General features: G+C 60.1%; 15 protein-coding genes. All 15 read right to left on the bottom strand.

All coding sequences use genetic code 11. The features are described from left to right. Positions 1-24: 24 nt before the first annotated feature. The 15 genes from ISN39_RS28070 to ISN39_RS28000 all read right to left on the bottom strand — a co-directional run bounded on the left by ISN39_RS28070 (position 25) and on the right by ISN39_RS28000 (position 16,370). Positions 25-1,062 (bottom strand): MBL fold metallo-hydrolase, encoded by a 1,038-nt coding sequence (locus ISN39_RS28070; RefSeq protein ID WP_194731310.1) that lies wholly within the window; start codon positions 1,060-1,062, stop codon positions 25-27. Between the two features lie 41 nt (positions 1,063-1,103). Then, entirely contained in the window at positions 1,104-1,766 is a 663-nt protein-coding gene (locus ISN39_RS28065) for a peroxiredoxin (RefSeq protein ID WP_194731309.1), read from the bottom strand. 202 nt (positions 1,767-1,968) lie between these two features. After that, a complete protein-coding gene (locus ISN39_RS28060; RefSeq protein WP_040115317.1) occupies positions 1,969-3,012 on the bottom strand; it encodes a sulfate/molybdate ABC transporter ATP-binding protein in 1,044 nt (347 codons plus the stop codon). A 10-nt stretch (positions 3,013-3,022) separates the two neighbouring features. Beyond that, the gene (gene cysW, locus ISN39_RS28055; protein ID WP_194731308.1) at positions 3,023-3,895 is read right to left on the bottom strand and encodes a sulfate ABC transporter permease subunit CysW; all 873 of its coding nucleotides are present in this window, start codon (positions 3,893-3,895) and stop codon (positions 3,023-3,025) included. After that, positions 3,885-4,742 carry a sulfate ABC transporter permease subunit CysT gene (cysT, locus tag ISN39_RS28050; RefSeq protein ID WP_194731307.1) on the bottom strand — a complete coding sequence of 286 codons (858 nt, stop codon included), beginning with the start codon at positions 4,740-4,742 and terminating at the stop codon, positions 3,885-3,887. Before cysT ends, cysW begins: the two co-directional genes overlap by 11 nt. Before the next feature lie 8 nt (positions 4,743-4,750). Beyond that, positions 4,751-5,776, bottom strand: coding sequence for a sulfate ABC transporter substrate-binding protein (locus ISN39_RS28045; RefSeq protein WP_074071700.1), 1,026 nt, complete (start codon positions 5,774-5,776; stop codon positions 4,751-4,753). Positions 5,777-6,076: 300 nt separating this feature from the next. Continuing rightward, complete coding sequence (locus ISN39_RS28040) at positions 6,077-6,532, bottom strand: PTS sugar transporter subunit IIA (RefSeq protein ID WP_194731306.1); 456 nt, start codon at positions 6,530-6,532, stop codon at positions 6,077-6,079. Positions 6,533-6,573: 41 nt separating this feature from the next. Then, positions 6,574-7,266 carry a response regulator transcription factor gene (locus tag ISN39_RS28035; protein WP_194731305.1) on the bottom strand — a complete coding sequence of 231 codons (693 nt, stop codon included), beginning with the start codon at positions 7,264-7,266 and terminating at the stop codon, positions 6,574-6,576. Continuing rightward, positions 7,263-9,971 carry a sensor histidine kinase KdpD gene (locus ISN39_RS28030; RefSeq protein WP_194731304.1) on the bottom strand — a complete coding sequence of 903 codons (2,709 nt, stop codon included), beginning with the start codon at positions 9,969-9,971 and terminating at the stop codon, positions 7,263-7,265. The genes ISN39_RS28035 and ISN39_RS28030 overlap by 4 nt, the downstream gene beginning before the upstream one ends. Before the next feature lie 65 nt (positions 9,972-10,036). Next, positions 10,037-10,606 (bottom strand): potassium-transporting ATPase subunit KdpC, encoded by a 570-nt coding sequence (kdpC, locus tag ISN39_RS28025; protein WP_194731303.1) that lies wholly within the window; start codon positions 10,604-10,606, stop codon positions 10,037-10,039. A 12-nt stretch (positions 10,607-10,618) separates the two neighbouring features. After that, positions 10,619-12,706: a potassium-transporting ATPase subunit KdpB gene (gene kdpB / locus ISN39_RS28020; RefSeq protein WP_194731302.1), complete on the bottom strand. Its 2,088-nt coding sequence runs from the start codon at positions 12,704-12,706 to the stop codon at positions 10,619-10,621. Between the two features lie 44 nt (positions 12,707-12,750). Further along, positions 12,751-12,906, bottom strand: coding sequence for a hypothetical protein (locus ISN39_RS28015; protein WP_194731301.1), 156 nt, complete (start codon positions 12,904-12,906; stop codon positions 12,751-12,753). Positions 12,907-12,915: 9 nt separating this feature from the next. Then, positions 12,916-14,619, bottom strand: a complete 1,704-nt coding sequence (gene kdpA, locus ISN39_RS28010; protein WP_194731300.1) for a potassium-transporting ATPase subunit KdpA — start codon at positions 14,617-14,619, stop codon at positions 12,916-12,918. A 34-nt stretch (positions 14,620-14,653) separates the two neighbouring features. Next, positions 14,654-14,743, bottom strand: a complete 90-nt coding sequence (locus ISN39_RS28005; RefSeq protein ID WP_022717970.1) for a K(+)-transporting ATPase subunit F — start codon at positions 14,741-14,743, stop codon at positions 14,654-14,656. A gap of 439 nt (positions 14,744-15,182) precedes the next feature. After that, positions 15,183-16,370: a galactarate dehydratase gene (locus tag ISN39_RS28000; RefSeq protein ID WP_074071707.1), complete on the bottom strand. Its 1,188-nt coding sequence runs from the start codon at positions 16,368-16,370 to the stop codon at positions 15,183-15,185. Position 16,371: the final 1 nt, after the last annotated feature.

Here is a 16,371-nt window from a genome sequence, read left to right as displayed (position 1 = left end):
CGGCCCACGAATGCCTCAGGTAGGTTATCGGATCACCGGCCCGTTCGCCTTCTTCCAGGCATCGATGCCGCCTTCGATGTGGCAGGCGCTGGCCAAGCCGGCATCCTGGGCTGCCTGGACGGCCATTGCTGATCGCTCGCCGAAAGCGCAGTAGAACACGATGCGCTTGCCGGTCGCCTCTGCCAGTTCATGCAACATCCCGCCGGTGCTGACGTTTTCCTGCAAGTCCGGATAGGGCGCATGCAAGGAGCCAGGAATTGTTCCATGTTTTTCCCGTTCTCCCTTCTCACGCAGATCGACGATTGCAATGTCGGGACGCCCGCTCAGCGCCAAGACCTCTGCCGCCGAGACGGCCCAGCCCTTGCGTGCAATCTCGTCCTGATGCAGGCCGATATGGATATTTGCAGGCACGGCCACATCCATCATCTTCGGATTTGGAAGCTTCAGGTTATTCATGAGGTCGGCGTACTCGTCGGCTGATCTGACCTTCAGGCGTGGATTGAAGCGCTTCTCCTCGCCGATGGTGGAAACGGTGTCGCCCTTATAATCGTGCGCCGGATAGACCAGGGTCTCGTCAGGCAGTTTGAGGAGCTTGTTGAAGATGGAGTCATATTGCTGGAGCGGATTGCCGTTCTGGAAATCGGTACGCCCGGTGCCGCGAATGAGCAGCGTGTCGCCCGTAAAAACGCGGCCATTCATGAGGAATGAATAGGAATCGTCCGTATGGCCCGGTGTGTAAAGGACGTCGAGGCTCAGTCCCTCAATCGCCACGCGGTCGCCTTCCGTGACGCGCATGGAGACGACATCGGCAAGCGTCTGCTCGCCCATCACTGTCACGCAATGGGTCCGGTCGCGCAGCGCACCCAGCCCGGTAATGTGGTCAGCGTGCAGATGAGTATCCACGGCCTTGACCAGCTTGAGGTCGAGCTCCTCTACCAGCTTGAGATAGCGGTCGACCTTCTCGAGCACTGGATCGATAATGAGCGCCTCGCCTCCCTTTCGGCTGGCGATGAGATAGGTGTAGGTGCCGGAGACACTGTCGAAGAGCTGGCGGAAGATCATCGGCACCTCCCTTTTGCAGATCGCTCCACCGGATGTCGCACCTATGCCTCTGGCTGCGGGACGATCCGGATGTAGGGCTTCGGTGCGGTCCATCCGTTCGGATAGATCGTCCTGGCCTCGTCGTCGCTTACCGAACCGGCGATGATGACATCCTCACCCTGTTTCCAATTCGCCGGTGTGGCGACCCTGTGCTTGGCGGTCAGCTGCAGCGAGTCGATTACACGCAGCACTTCATCGAAATTGCGGCCGGTCGTCATCGGATAGACGAGGATCAGCTTGATCTTTTTGTCGGGGCCAATGACGAAGACGTTGCGCACCGTCTGGTTGTCGGCCGGCGTTCGCTTTGTCGGATCGCCGGAGACTGCTGCGGGGAGCATGCCATAAAGCTTCGATACGTTGTAATCGGTATCGGCAATCATCGGGAAATTCGGTGCAGCGCCCTGCGTTTCCTGGATGTCGCTTGCCCAACCGGCATGGCGATCGACAGGATCGACCGACAGGCCGATGATCTTCACGCCACGCTTGTCGAATTCGGGTTTGATCCTGGCCATGTAGCCCAGTTCAGTGGTGCAAACCGGCGTGAAATCCTTGGGATGCGAAAACAGGACAGCCCAGGAATTGCCGATCCAGTCGTGAAACCCAATCTTGCCTTCGGTCGTTTCTGCCTGGAAATCCGGTGCGGTATCGTTGATCGCGAGAGACATGAACCCCTCCATCTGACACATGGTTGCCGAAACGTTTCGCCGCGTACGGTTGATCTATATTCCGCTAAATTAGGAAATGCGCAATATATAAGTGCGGCGGCTCTCATTGAAGCCGCCGGCAATATATTGGAGAGGGGCATGGCAATACATTTGAACGTTCGGGTTTTGGCCATTCTCCCCCTTTTGGAGTGGGCAAGGATCGTTAGGCGTTCCTGAACAGCTTCCAGCGTTTGGGGCGGAAGGCGATGCGGTTGCGGTCAAGGCTGTCAGCTTGCTCGGGCGGCAATTCGAGCTCGATCGACGGGTGATCCTTGCCGATGTTGACCTCGATATGGCGCGTACCGGCAACGCGGCGGCTGGAGACGAGCAGACCGGCGATGCATCCACCGCAGCCGTCGCGCAGTTCGATGTCGTGCGGTCGGAAATAGAGCTGCGCGCTGCCGTCCCTCTCATTGTCCGCCTTCAAGCCAAGGGGACGGTCTTCGAACCAAAGTTCGCCCCCGGCAACGCGCACATCCAGACAATTCGACTGGCCCACGAAACCGAAGACGAAGGGCGAATTCGGATTGTCGTAGACCTGGTCCGGTGTGCCGACCTGCTCGATCGCGCCTTGGCTCATGACGACGACGCGGTCGGCAAGTTCCATCGCTTCGTCCTGGTCATGCGTGACGAAAACCGTGGTGTGACCGGTGCGGTCATGAATCTCACGAAGCCATTTGCGCAAGTCCTTTCGCACTTGGGCGTCGAGCGCACCAAAAGGCTCGTCGAGAAGCAGTACGTTCGGCTCTACCGCAAGCGCGCGCGCGAGCGCGACGCGCTGGCGCTGACCGCCCGAGAGCTGGGCCGGATAGCGCTTTTCCAGACCGGAAAGCTGCACGAGATCCAGCAGTTCCAGCGCGCGGCTGCGGATCTCGGACTTTGTGGGGCGGCGCGCTGCATCGCGCACCTTCAGCCCGAAGGCGATATTGTCGAGCACCGTCATGTAGCGGAAAAGAGCATAGTGCTGAAACACGAAGCCGATATTGCGCTGCTGCACGGTCTTTTTCGAAGCATCTTCGTCGCCGAAGTAGATCAGACCTTCGGTCGGGCTTTCGAGGCCGGCAATCAAGCGCAAGAGCGTCGTCTTGCCGGAGCCGGATGGACCGAGCAGCGCGATCAGCTCTCCTGAACGGATATCGAGCGAGATGTCATGGAGCGCCGGAAAGCGGTCGAATTCCTTGCGCAAGTTTTGAACGCGTACTTCCATTCTATTTCCTTCAGTGCCGCCGGCTGGCAGCGATTTCTTCGCTGTATCGCATTTCGAGCAGCGTCTTCAAAACAAGGGTCACAAGCGCAAGCAAGGCAAGCAATGTTGCAACGGCAAAAGCGCCGGTGAAATTATACTCGTTGTAGAGAATTTCCACCTGCAACGGCATGGTGTTCGTCTGGCCGCGGATGTGACCGGAGACGACTGAGACGGCGCCGAACTCGCCCATGGCGCGGGCGTTACAAAGCAGCACGCCATAAAGCAGGCCCCATTTGATGTTGGGCAGCGTCACATGCCAGAAGGTCTGCCAGCCGCTGGCACCCAGTGACAGGGCCGCTTCTTCATCCGCCGTTCCCTGTTCCTGCATCAACGGGATCAGTTCGCGCGCGACGAAGGGAAAGGTGACGAACATTGTGGCAAGGATCAGTCCGGGCGCTGCGAAGAGGATCTTGATGTCGTGCGCGTCGAGCCATTTTCCGAGATAGGTATTGGCACCGAAAAGCAGCACGAAGACGAGGCCGGAAATAACCGGCGAGACGGAGAAAGGCAGGTCAATCAGGGTCGTCAGGATGGCCTTGCCCTTGAATTCGAACTTGGCAATCGCCCATGCGGCCGCGACGCCGAAAAATAGGTTCAACGGCACGCTGATACCGGCGACGATGAGCGTCAGGCTTATCGCCGAGAAAGTCTCGGCGTCCTGCAGCGCCTCGAAGAAAGCACTCCCGCCTTTGCGGAAGGCCTCGACGAAGACAGCCGCAAGCGGCAGCAGCAGAATAAGGAGCAGGAAGACCAGCGACAGGACGATGAGCGTCCAGCGGGCAAACCTCGTTTCGGTGACGACCGAGCGGACCTTGGTTGAGCGAGGGATCGTGTCAGATGCCATTCCCGTACCTCCGCCTGCTCCAGCTCTGGATGAGATTGATCACGAGCAGCATGATGAATGAGATGATCAGCATGACTGCCGCAATGCCTGTCGCGGCCGCGTAGTTATATTCTTCCAGCTTGATGACGATCAAAAGCGGCGCGATCTCTGACTTGAACGGCAAGTTGCCGGCGATGAAGATGACCGAACCGTACTCGCCGACCCCGCGTGCAAAGGCCAATGCAAAGCCTGTCAACACGGCAGGCGCGAGGGCTGGAAGAAGGACACGGAAGATCGTCTGGAAGCGATTGGCACCAAGCGTTGCGGCAGCTTCTTCCACCTCCTTGTCGATCTCTTCCATCACCGGCTGCACGGTACGCACGACGAAAGGCAGGCCGACAAAGACGAGGGCGACGACGATGCCGACCGGTGTGAAGGCGATCCTGATGCCAAGCGGTGTCAGGAACTGGCCGATCCAGCCGTTCGGCGCATAGAGCGTCGTCAGGGCGATGCCGGCAACCGCGGTCGGCAGTGCAAAAGGCAGATCGACCATAGCGTCGATCACCCGCTTGCCGGGAAAACGGTACCGCACCAACACCCACGCAAGGACGACGCCGAAAACGGCGTTGAGACAGGCCGCGGCAAAAGCCGCGCCGAAGCTGATGCGAAGCGCGCTCAGCGTGCGCGGATCGAATGCAATGGACGAAAACTTGTCCCAGCCAAGCTCGCTCGAACGCCAGGCGAGGCCCGAGAGGGGGATGAGGATCAAAAGGGTGAGCCAGGTCAAGGTAAGGCCGAGCGCCATTCCAAAACCTGGAATGACGCTCGGCCGTTTGAACCGCCACCGCGTGGGGCTATGTGCTTTCATGCGAGGTATTATTGGGCCGGCTTGTAGATTTGGTCAAATACGCCGCCATCACCGAAGAATTTCGGCTGTGCTTCCTTCCAGCCGCCAAAGTCGTCGATGGTTGCGAGCTTCAGGTTCTGGAAGCGGTCAATGTCCGCCTTGTCGGCGACCTCCGGCTTGCTCGGGCGGTAGAAGTGCTTTGCAGCGATCTTCTGGCCTTCGTCGGAGTAGAGATAGTTGAGGTAGGCTTCGGCAACCTTGCGCGTGCCCTTCTTATCGACATTGCCGTCGACGACCGCAATCGGCGGATCGGCGCGGATGGACAAGGTCGGCGTGACGATCTCGAACTGGTCCGGCCCGAGCTCCTCCAAGGAGAGATAGGCTTCGTTTTCCCAGGCAAGCAGAACATCGCCCAGGCCGCGCTGGACGAAGGTCGTCGTTGCACCGCGAGCCCCGGTATCGAGAACTGGAACGTGCTGCAGGAGCTTCGTTACGAAATCCTGCGCTTTGGTGTCGTCACCGCCGTTTGCCTGCTTGGCCCATGCCCAGGCGGCGAGGAAATTCCAGCGCGCGCCGCCCGAAGTCTTCGGGTTCGGCGTAATGACCTGAACGTCATCCTTGATCAGGTCGCCCCAATCCTTGATACCCTTCGGATTGCCCTTGCGAACCAGGAAAACGATCGTGGAGGTATAGGGCGCCGAATTATTCGGGAATCTGGATTTCCAGTCGGCTGGGATCTTGCCGGTCTTGCTGGCGATCGCATCGATGTCGCCTTCGAGTGCGAGGGTCACGACGTCGGCCTCAAGACCATCGATGACGGAACGCGCCTGGGCACCCGAACCGCCGTGCGAGGTCTGGATCGTGACCGTCTCGCCGGTGTCCTTCTCCCACTTTGCGGCAAAGGCGGCGTTGAAATCCTTATACAATTCACGCGTTGGATCGTAAGACACGTTGAGAAGCGTCTGATCGGCGAAAGCCGGGACAGTGGCGCCGATTGCGACGCTGCTTGCAAAGACAGCGGCCGCGAGGAATCGGGTGATCCGTATTGACGGCATGGGGAACCTCCTTCGTTCTACTTAAACTCTATCAACTTGGTCGTATAACGAAACGAAAGTTCTTCCGGTTCCTGATGTGCTTTTAGAAACCCATCCCATTCCGCTGGCGAAATTGAAACGGACGTCCCGACCGTCACCGATCGTGTGCCGTTACAGAAAAAGCACCATTTCGGCCCACTCGCCATGACACCGATGAAAACATCGCGATCCGTGCAATCGATGACAGGCCCGCGCCGCATGCAACACGATTTCTAAGCTCGGATCAACAAACGCAAAGCGCGGCACTCAAGCCGCGCTCGCTCATGGCCGTGAATCTCCAATGAAACTCGAATAGAACTCATCGACGTTTCTCGCCTTATGCATCGACTGAAGGACGCCTTCCGATTGCAGGCGTCGCGCGATGGCGGCAAGCACGTTGAGATATTCGCCACGGTTGCTTTCTCCGAAAAGCAGCAAGAAAGCGATATCCGTCGGCAGATCGTCGATCGCCTCGAAGTCCAGCGGCTGGGCGAAGCGCACCAGAAGGCCGCGCGGGCTCGTCATGCCGGCGATCGCCGCATGCGGTACGGCAATGCCGTTGCCGATGCCAGTCGAGCCGAGGTTTTCACGGCTTTCCAGCGCCTGGAGGGTCGTCTTTTCCTCAATGTCAAACGCATTGCCGGCCTTTTCGGCGAGATTTTGCAGCGCGCGCCACTTCGTCGTCACGGAGACGCCGATGAAGGTATGCTCCGGCCGGATGATGTCTGCGAGGTTCATGTCTTTCCCGTTGTCGTATTGGCAGGATAAGATGCCGGAACTCAATCCGGCTCTCTGAGCCGGTAGCCGACCCCGGTCTCGGTGGTGATATATTGCGGCTGGTCCGGAATCTGCTCCACCTTTTGCCGCAGTTGACGGACGTAAACGCGCAGATACTGAACGTCGGCAGCCGGCCCCCAGACCTGTTTCAGGAGGAACTGATGCGTCAGCACCTTGCCGGCATGCTGGGCAAGCACGCGCAGGATATCGTATTCCTTCGGCGACAGCTTGATCTCCCTGTCGTCCACCTTGACGATCCGCTTGACGAGGTCGATCGAAAGACCGCCTGTCTGGAAGATTGCCTTTTCTCCCTGCTGCTGCAGCCGGTGGCGGAGCGCCACGCGAATGCGGGCCCCGAGCTCGTTGATGCCGAAGGGTTTCGTCACGTAGTCGTCGGCGCCGGTTTCAAGCGCCTTGACGATGCCTGTCTCGTCGGTGCGGCTGGAGAGGATGACGACGGGCATGGAAAGGCCATCCTCGCGCCATTCGCGCAGCAGATCATGGCCAGGCTTGTCGGGAAGCCCCAAGTCCAGAACGATGAGATCCGGCTCACTATCCTTTACCGCCTGGTGGGCGCTGGCGGCATTCGGCGCCTCATGAACCTCGTAGCCCTGCGCGCTGAGCCCGACACGAAGCAGTTTACGGATCGGCGGCTCGTCGTCGACGACGAGAATTTTCACGGCTGAACCGGTCATTTGAGTTCGTCCAGTTTTGGAATGTCATTGGGTTTTGGCATACGGATCGTAAAGATGGCACCGGAGCGGTCCTTGCGGTTTCCGGCGAAGATCGTGCCGCCCATCGCTTCTATGAAGCCGCGGCAGATGGAAAGGCCAAGGCCTGTTCCGGCGCGCACCTGATCGCCCTTGCGGACGCGGTAGAAGGTGTCGAAGATGCGCGTCAGGTCAGCGGGTGGAATGCCTGGGCCTTCGTCGGCGACCTGAATGACGACCTCTCCGGCGTCGGCCCATCCCTCGATGCGGATCGCCGAACCTTCAGGCGCATATTTCGCGGCATTGTCGAGCAGGTTGAAGAGCGCCTGTTCGAAGAGCACCGGATCGACGCGCACCATCGGCAGGTCAGCCGGAATGATCATCTCAGGCTTGTGACGGTCAAGGATCTTGCCGGCCCGTCTCAGCGCGCTGCCAGCGATGTCGCCGGGATAGTGCAGACCATAGTTCGGCTCCATGGCTCCGGATTCGATTTTCGTCATGTCGAGCAGATTGGCGATGAACCGGTTCAGCCGCTCGGATTCATCGATGACCGTCGCCAGAAGGTCGTTTCGGTCTTCCATCGGCATGGAACCGAAATAGTCACGCAGCGTGCCGGCGGCGCCGAGAATTGCTGCGAGCGGGGTCTTCAAATCGTGCGAGATCGACGTCAGCAGGGCGGAGCGCAGGCGATCGGCTTCGGCGGCAAGCTTGGCGCGATCGACATCGGCGACAAGCTGTATACGCTCGATGGCAAGTGCTGCCTGATCGGCAAGCGCATCCAGGAGCCGCTGCTGTTCAGGCGTAAAGAGTGGACCGTCGCGGCGGTCGCTGTCGAGGCCAATGACGCCGACGGCGGTACGTCCGGTTCTAAGCGGCACATAAAGGCGCTTCGCGCCGGGAAGCGTGTCTGCGCCGCGCCCGGCGGCATGGTTGTGTTCCCAGGCCCAGCGTGCTGCGGCGATGTCGGCATCGTCCAGCGTATCGTCCGGCGGATATCCGGCCTTGACCGCAATCGTTCCGCCTTCGGGCAGGAGCAGGACGACCCGCACCTTAAGCATCGAGGCGATCTGAAAGGCCGTTGCCCAGAGTACATCGTCGAGCGTGCCGGTGCTCGCAAGCTTGCGGGAAAAAAGATAAAGGTCCTCGGTGGTGCGCGCACGCTGTCGAGCGGCCGCCGCCTGGCGCTGAACGGTCGCTGTGAGATTACTCGCAATCACGGCAACGCCGATGAAGAAGAAGAAGGCGACCACGCTTTCAGGATCCCTGATCGTCAGGGTGAAACGCGGCGGCAGGAAGAAGAAGTTGAAGGCAAGTGCGCCCAGAATGCAGCTGTAGAGCGCGGGCCGCAAGCCGTGGAGTACCGCGGAGGTGAGGACGGCCATCAGGAAGACGAGAGCAAGGTTGCGCACGTCCAGAACCTGATCGAGCACCGTGCTGAAGGCGAGTGCTGCCGCAACGTAGATCGTTGCAAGCAGATAGGCCTTGATGTTGAAGGCCGGCAATGCGGGTGCCGGCTTGACGCCGCGGCCTGCATTGCCGTCCTTCTCGTTGCCGGAGATGACGTGAACGCTGATACCACCGGCTCGCCGGATCAGCTCGTCGACCGGCGAGTGCTGAAACCATTGGCGCCATGTCGCCTTCACGGGTGATCCAACCACAATATGTGTTACGTTGTTGGCGCTTGCGTGGCGAAGCAATTCCTCGGCAACCCCGCTGCCGGGAAGGGTAACAGCCTCGCCGCCTAACCGCTCGGCGAGCCGCAGCGTGGCAGCGATCGTATCGCGCTGTTCTTCTGTCAGACTGATCGACTGATTGGTTTCGATATAGACCGCTGACCACGGCGCGCGCAGCCGCGAAGCCATGCGCGTAGCATAACGCACCAGCGAGGCTGATCGCGGATGCTGATCGATCGAAACCAGCACACGCTCGCCGGCAGCCCAGGGACCGGAGATGGCATGCGCCTGCATATGGCTGACGAGTTGGTCGTCGACGCGCTGTGCGGTCTTGCGCAATGCGAGTTCACGAAGTGCCGTCAGATTTCCGGGCGTGAAATAGTTGCTCAGCGCGCGTTCGGCCGTTTTCGGCACATAGACCTTGCCGTCGTGCAGGCGTTTGATCAGGTCGTCGGGCGTCAAATCGATGATCTCGATATCGTCAGCCAAGTCGATCACCGAGTCCGGTACGGTCTCGCGAACGCGGATACGGGTGATCTGCGAAACGACGTCGTTCAAGCTCTCGACATGCTGGATATTCAACGTCGTATAGACATCGATGCCGCGGTCCAGCAGCTCCTTGACATCGAGATATCGTTTCGGGTGGCGGCTGCCTTCTGCGTTCGTATGGGCGAGCTCATCGACGAGGACGAGATCCGGCTTGCGGGCGAGGATGGCGTCGAGATCCATCTCCTCCAGGGTGTGGCCCTTATACTGGACCTTCGCCCGCGGAATGATACGGAAGCCGTCGAGCAGCGCCTGCGTTTCCTTGCGGCCATGCGTCTCAACCACCCCGACGACAACGTCAACGCCGTCCGCAAGCTTTGCCCGTCCGGAAACCAGCATTTCATAAGTCTTGCCGACGCCAGGGGCGGCGCCAAGAAATATCTTCAGACGGCCGCGCATTTCGGCGCGCGCTTTCTCGAGAAGCGCGTCGGGAGAAGGCCTTGCGGCCTGATCGCTTCTGTCGTCCGGCATTCGCGCAATCTTTCTCTGTCAGCAAGCCCCGGAGCGCCTGCGAGCGTTCCGGGGGCCTTCAACCGTCACTGAGTCATAGAAGCATCAAGGGACTGGTTCAATGCCAGAACATTGACGGTGGGCTCGCCAAGGATGCCGAGTTCAGGAGCCTGAATGACGCTGTCCACCAGGGCTTTCACCGCGGCCTGGTCCATGTTGCGAGCCTTGGCGACGCGCGGCACCTGGAAGTAGGCGGCGTCCGGCGAAATATGCGGGTCAAGCCCGCTTCCAGAGGCGGTCACGAGATCGATCGGGACCTCTGCACCAGGGTTGATGGCCTTGGCCGCTTCGTAGTCGGCCTTCACGCGGTCGATCAGCTTCTGGCTGGTCGGGCCGAGGTTCGAACCGCTGGAACTTGCAGCATTGTAGCCGTCACCTGCCGCCGAAGGACGGCCGTGGAAATACGTGTCGCTGGTAAAGGCCTGGCCGATCAGCGTCGAGCCGATCACCTGGCCGTCTTTCTCGACCAGGCTGCCGTTTGCCTGCGCCGGGAAGAGTGCTTGCGCGGCGCCCGTCATGGCGAGTGGGTACAGCAGGCCGGTGATGGCCGTGGTGGCAACGATCATGACGATTGCCGGACGAAGTTGTTTCAACATTGCTCGTACTCCTTATGCGAGGCCGACAGCGGTGATCAGCATGTCGATCGCCTTGATGCCGATGAACGGGACGACGATGCCGCCAAGACCATAGATCAAAAGGTTGCGGGAAAGCAGGGCGCCGACACCAATCGGGCGGTAGCGCACGCCTTTGAGCGACAAGGGGATCAGCGCGATGATGATCAGCGCGTTGAAGATGATTGCCGACAGGATAGCGCTTTGCGGCGACGACAGACCCATGACGTTCAGTGCGGAAAGCTGCGGATAGAAGGTCAGGAACATCGCCGGGATGATGGCGAAGTATTTGGCGATATCGTTGGCGATCGAAAAGGTCGTCAGCGCGCCGCGGGTCATCAACAGCTGCTTGCCGATTTCGACGATCTCGATGAGTTTCGTCGGATCGCTGTCGAGGTCGACCATGTTGCCCGCCTCACGGGCGGCGACCGTGCCGGTATTCATCGCGACACCGACGTCGGCCTGGGCAAGGGCTGGTGCGTCGTTGGTGCCATCGCCGCACATGGCGACGAGTTTGCCTTTCGCCTGTTCCTCGCGGATCAGCGTCAGCTTGTTCTCTGGCGTGGCTTGGGCCAGAAAGTCGTCAACGCCGGCTTCTGCGGCGATCGCAGCAGCGGTCATCGGATTGTCGCCGGTGATCATCACGGTGCGGATACCCATGCGACGCAATTCGGCGAAGCGTTCGCGGATGCCGCCCTTGACGATATCCTTGAGTTGGATGACGCCAAGCAGACGGCCGTCACGGGCAACGGCAAGCGGCGTGCCGCCGGCCTTGGCAATCTCGTCGGAAATTGTCTGCAGCTCCCTCACCACATCGCTATTGGTGCGCAGGGCTACGGCAGCGTTGCCCGAGACAGAGGCTGAGCCGGAGCCGACATAGGCAAGCACTGCGTCGACAGCGCCCTTGCGTATTGATGAGCCCTCGATGTCGACCCCGCTCATGCGGGTCTGGGCGGTGAAGGGTACGAAATGTGCCTTCAGGCTTGCCATCTCGCGGCCGCGAATTGCGTATTTCTCCTTGGCAAGCACGACGATCGAGCGGCCTTCGGGCGTTTCGTCGGCAAGAGAAGCGAGCTGGGCTGCGTCGGCAAGCTCCTGCTCGGAGACACCGCGGACCGGATGGAAGGCGGTTGCCTGACGGTTGCCGAGGGTGATCGTGCCGGTCTTGTCGAGCAGCAGTGTATCCACGTCGCCGGCGGCTTCGACGGCGCGGCCGGACATGGCGAGCACGTTGAAGCGAACGAGGCGGTCCATGCCGGCAATTCCGATCGCCGAGAGCAGGGCGCCGATTGTCGTCGGGATCAATGTCACGAAGAGTGCAACGAGGATGATGATCGGGATCGAGCCGCCCGCATAAATCGCAAAACTCGGGATCGTTGCGGTCGCAAGAACGAAGATCAGCGTCATGCCTGCGAGCAGGATATTGAGCGCGATCTCGTTCGGTGTCTTCTGGCGTTGCGCACCTTCGACGAGCGAGATCATGCGATCAAGGAAGGTCGATCCGGCAGCCGCCGTGATGCGAACACGAATCCAGTCGGAAAGCACCTGCGTGCCACCGGTAACAGCCGAGCGGTCGCCGCCCGATTCTCGGATGACCGGGGCAGATTCGCCCGTGATGGCGGCTTCATTGACCGAGGCCACACCTTCGACGACTTCTCCGTCCGACGGGATGATATCGCCGGCTTCGACGAGGACGAGATCGCCGACCTTCAGACTCGTGCCGGGTACCATGCGGTAGCCGGTGCCGTTATTGGCCGTGAGCAGCTTGGCCTGTGTTTCGGTGCGTGCCTTGCGCAGTGAGTCCGCCTGCGCCTTGCCGCGGCCCTCGGCGACAGCCTCCGCGAAGTTCGCAAAGAGCACCGTGAACCAGAGCCAGAGATTGATCTGGAATGAGAAGCCCAGGTCTGCGCTGCCGCCTACAAGGTCGCCGATAAAGAGGATGGTCGTGAGGGCGGAAACCGTGGCCACGACGAACATGACGGGGTTCTTGGCAAGCGTGCGCGGGTTAAGCTTCTTGAAAGCGGCGCCTACGGCCGGAATGAGGATGCGAGAATCCATGATGCTCGCGGATTTTGCCTGGCTCATAAGAGACTCCAGCTTGAAACGAGGTGAGGCGACCGGCTTTCTGGTCAGCCATGGAAAATTCTAAGGGCGGCGAGGATGACGAGGAGGCCGGCCATCATGACGAGGATGATGTTGGAGGCACGCGCCATCCGCTCGCCCTCACGTCCCGGCAAACCGGGACGTGAGTTGAAGGATTTGCGAAGTCTGTGGCGAAGGATCATGTCTTCACCTCAGAAGGTCTGACCGGTGATCATCATCAGGTGCTCGATGACCGGGCCGAGGGCCAGAGCCGGGAAGAAGGTGAGGCCGCCGACGATCAGGATGGTGCCGCTCAGAAGCCCGACGAAGAGCGGACCATCGGTCGGGAAGGTGCCTGCCGAGGCCGGGACCGTCTTCTTGGTGACCAGCGAGCCAGCAATCGCGAGTGCCGGAATGATGACCAGGAAGCGGCCCATCAGCATGCCGATACCGAGCGTGATGTTGTACCAGGGGGTGTTGCCCGTCAGGCCACCGAAAGCCGAACCGTTGTTTGCCGCAGCCGACGTATAGGCATAGAGGATTTCCGAGAAGCCGTGCGGACCCGCCGTGCCGACTGAGGCGACGGCCGACGGAAGCACGGTGGCAATCGCGGCGAAGACGAGCATGGCCAAGGGCAGGCAGAGAATGGCAAGGACAGCCATCTTCATTTCCTTCGCCTCGATCTTCTTGCCGAGATATTCCGGCGTGCGGCCGACCATGAGGCCTGCCACGAAAACGGCAACGATGATGAAGAGCAGGATGCCGTAGAAGCCTGCACCGACACCGCCTACGATGATTTCGCCGAGCTGCATGTTGATCAGCGGTATCATCCCGCCGAGTGCGGTGAAGCTGCCATGCATCGCATTGACCGCGCCGCAGGAAGCGGCGGTCGTGATAACTGCAAAGAGCGAGGACAGGGCGACGCCGAAGCGGACTTCCTTGCCTTCCATGTTGCCGCCGACCAGTCCGAAGGACTGCATCAGCGGGTTACCGGCGGCCTCTGCCCAGTAGGTGACGCCAACGCCGACGACGAACAGGATGCCCATGGTGGCAAGGATCGCCCAGCCCTGACGCTGGTTGCCGACCATGCGACCGAAGACGTTGGTCAGTGCTGCGCCGATCGCAAAGATCGAGAGCATCTGGACGAGGTTTGAGATGGCATCGGGATTTTCGAAGGGATGCGCGGAATTGGCATTGAAAAAACCGCCGCCATTGGTGCCGAGCATCTTGATTGCGAGCTGCGAGGCGACGGGACCAACAGCGATCGTCTGTTTAGCGCCCTCAAGCGTCGTCGCTTCGACATACGGGCCGAGCGTCTGCGGCACGCCGAGATAAATATAGACCAGCGTCAGTACGATGCAGAGCGGCAGGAGCACATAGAGCGTGCTGCGGATCATATCGACCCAGAAATTGCCGATCGCCTTGCCGGAGGCGCGCGCAAAGGCGCGGATCAAACCGACGGCGATGGCGATGCCGGTTGACGCCGACACGAAGTTCTGAACGGTGAACCCTGCCATCTGCGTAAGATAGGACATTGTGCCTTCGCCGCCGTAATTCTGCCAGTTCGTGTTGGTGACGAAGCTGACGGCGGTGTTGAACGACAGGTCCGGCGGGACGGAGCTCATGCCGGCGGGGTTATAGGGCAGACCGGCCTGCAACCGCATCAACGCATAAAGCACGAGTACGCCCAGGAAATTGAAAAGCAGCATTGAAAAAGCATAGGAGGTCCAATGCTGTTCCTCGCGCTCGCTGGTGCCGGCAATGGCATAAAGCCCCCGTTCGATCGGAACGAGGACCGGCGAGAGGAACGTGCGCTCGCCGTTGAAGACACGCGTCATGTAGCCGCCGAGCGGTTTGACGAGCACGAGGACGATCCCGCAGTAAAGCAGGATCTGAAGCCATCCGTTGAGGGTCATGGGAAGTAACTTTCAGTACCCGGCTGCTTCCTAGTCAGAAGCGCTCGGGGCGAATGAGGGCGTAGGTGAGATAGACAGTCAGAAACACCGTCACCGCACCGCCTAGGATATAATCGAGCGTCATGATGTTTCTCCGTTCAGAGCCGGTCGCAGGCGCTGGTATAGGCAAAGCAAAGTGCGAAGAATGCTACCGCGATGCCGAGCAGGATGATGTCCATCATCGATCTTGGCTCCTATTGTTGTCCTTTGGAGTCAGACAAGACGAGTGGCACCGTTTCGAAAAACGACACCTTTCATGCTTTCTGGCGTGGAGATGATCTTGTCGATCTCTCGGGCGTCAATATGCGGCCGAACCGCATAAAGGTTCGAGACGGGGCGAAGAGCGCCAATATAAAAATCTTATAAATGCCCTGGGGTGACCTTTGCCTTCCACGGCATCCCTGACGAAGGGTTCAGCGCGGAACCAGCATTTTATTGTGATTGTGATGAAAATGATGTCGCAGGCGGCGGCTGACCGCCGGGTGGCGGCGGTCAGCCGGCGGCTGTTGGAACGCGCCTCGCTCTCAAGCAAAGGCATAGGAGCCGTCTGGCCGTTTCGGGACGCGCCGTTGCCAATGAACGTAACCTTCCTCAGTCATTGCCCCTTCGTCCATCTCCACGCCCCAGCCCGGCCGATCGGGCCGCAGTTCCAGATAGCCGTCCTTCGGCAGATAGGGATCGACGACATATCGCGTCTCGCCCTGCCGCCTTTCTATGTCGTTGCCGCCATAGACATAGGCCTGGCCCTTCGGCAATCGGTATTCGAGAATGCGGAAGTTCTGGGCGGCAGCCGAAAAGTGAACGTTGACCGCGGTCGCCAGCGGGCCCATGGGGTTGTGGGGTGCCACGCCGACGAAGAAAGCCTCGGCGAGAAACGCAATCCGCCGCATTTCGCTGATGCCGCCAACCACGCAGATGTCGGGTTGTATCAGATCGGCGCCCTTCACCTGCAGCAGGCGCAGGAATTCATTTCGATTGTAAAGCGATTCCCCGGTTGCGAGCACACAGTTGAGCCCCTGCTTGAGGTCACCCCAGGCTTCGATGTTTTCCGGACGAAGCGGTTCCTCGTAAAACAGCGGATCATAAGGTGCCAGCGCATTGCCGAGCTGGCGGGCTGCAATCGGCTCGAAGATCTTGGCGTGCGCATCAAACGCGATCTCATAGTCGTCGCGCACGGTTTCCCGCAGTGTGCGAAAATAGTCCGCCGAGGCTTTGACGACGTTGCCCCAGCGATGGGCGTGCATGTCGATGCGCCACGGGCTGAGCTTGAAAGCGGTAAAACCCCATTCAGCGTTCAGACGGTCGAACTCGTCGCGGGCCGCCGGCGCATCCGGTGCCGTATAGACGCCCGCATAGACCTTGATGCGATCGCGCACTTCGCCACCCAGAAGCTTGTAGACGGGAACGTTTGCGGCTTTGGCGGCAAGGTCCCACAGGCAGTGATCGAGGGCGGAGATTGCAGCCAGCCCCAGTGCGCCTGGCGGAAATCTGCTTTGCTGGATGAGCAGATTCACGAGATAGTCGACACGTGTCGGATCCTGGCCGGACAGGAAGGCGTAGAGATAATCCAAGAGCGGCGGAAGCGCCTTGTCCGGACCATGGTTATAGCATTCGCCCCATCCTGTCAGGCCGTCATCCGTGTCGAGGGCGACGATGACGCGGGGACGGTCCTTGTCGCGGGTCATGAAAGCCCGCATGCGGTCGATCTTCATC

Origin of the sequence: Rhizobium sp. 007, from assembly GCF_015353075.1 — a bacterium.
Lineage (GTDB): Bacteria > Pseudomonadota > Alphaproteobacteria > Rhizobiales > Rhizobiaceae > Rhizobium.
The sequence above is the reverse complement of the archived record's forward strand: the minus strand, read 5'-3'. Positions and strand labels throughout refer to the sequence as shown.

Coding starts and splice junctions, on each gene's coding strand:
- ISN39_RS28040 (WP_194731306.1), bottom strand. CDS start 6,532: ATGAACCTCGCAGACATCATCCGGCCGGAGCATACCTTCATCGGCGTC.
- ISN39_RS28060 (WP_040115317.1), bottom strand. CDS start 3,012: ATGGAAGTACGCGTTCAAAACTTGCGCAAGGAATTCGACCGCTTTCCG.
- cysW (WP_194731308.1), bottom strand. CDS start 3,895: ATGGCATCTGACACGATCCCTCGCTCAACCAAGGTCCGCTCGGTCGTC.
- ISN39_RS28035 (WP_194731305.1), bottom strand. CDS start 7,266: ATGACCGGTTCAGCCGTGAAAATTCTCGTCGTCGACGACGAGCCGCCG.
- kdpC (WP_194731303.1), bottom strand. CDS start 10,606: ATGTTGAAACAACTTCGTCCGGCAATCGTCATGATCGTTGCCACCACG.
- cysT (WP_194731307.1), bottom strand. CDS start 4,742: ATGAAAGCACATAGCCCCACGCGGTGGCGGTTCAAACGGCCGAGCGTC.
- ISN39_RS28045 (WP_074071700.1), bottom strand. CDS start 5,776: ATGCCGTCAATACGGATCACCCGATTCCTCGCGGCCGCTGTCTTTGCA.
- kdpB (WP_194731302.1), bottom strand. CDS start 12,706: ATGAGCCAGGCAAAATCCGCGAGCATCATGGATTCTCGCATCCTCATT.
- ISN39_RS28030 (WP_194731304.1), bottom strand. CDS start 9,971: ATGCCGGACGACAGAAGCGATCAGGCCGCAAGGCCTTCTCCCGACGCG.
- ISN39_RS28070 (WP_194731310.1), bottom strand. CDS start 1,062: ATGATCTTCCGCCAGCTCTTCGACAGTGTCTCCGGCACCTACACCTAT.
- ISN39_RS28005 (WP_022717970.1), bottom strand. CDS start 14,743: ATGACGCTCGATTATATCCTAGGCGGTGCGGTGACGGTGTTTCTGACT.
- ISN39_RS28000 (WP_074071707.1), bottom strand. CDS start 16,370: ATGAAGATCGACCGCATGCGGGCTTTCATGACCCGCGACAAGGACCGT.
- kdpA (WP_194731300.1), bottom strand. CDS start 14,619: ATGACCCTCAACGGATGGCTTCAGATCCTGCTTTACTGCGGGATCGTC.
- ISN39_RS28065 (WP_194731309.1), bottom strand. CDS start 1,766: ATGTCTCTCGCGATCAACGATACCGCACCGGATTTCCAGGCAGAAACG.
- ISN39_RS28015 (WP_194731301.1), bottom strand. CDS start 12,906: ATGATCCTTCGCCACAGACTTCGCAAATCCTTCAACTCACGTCCCGGT.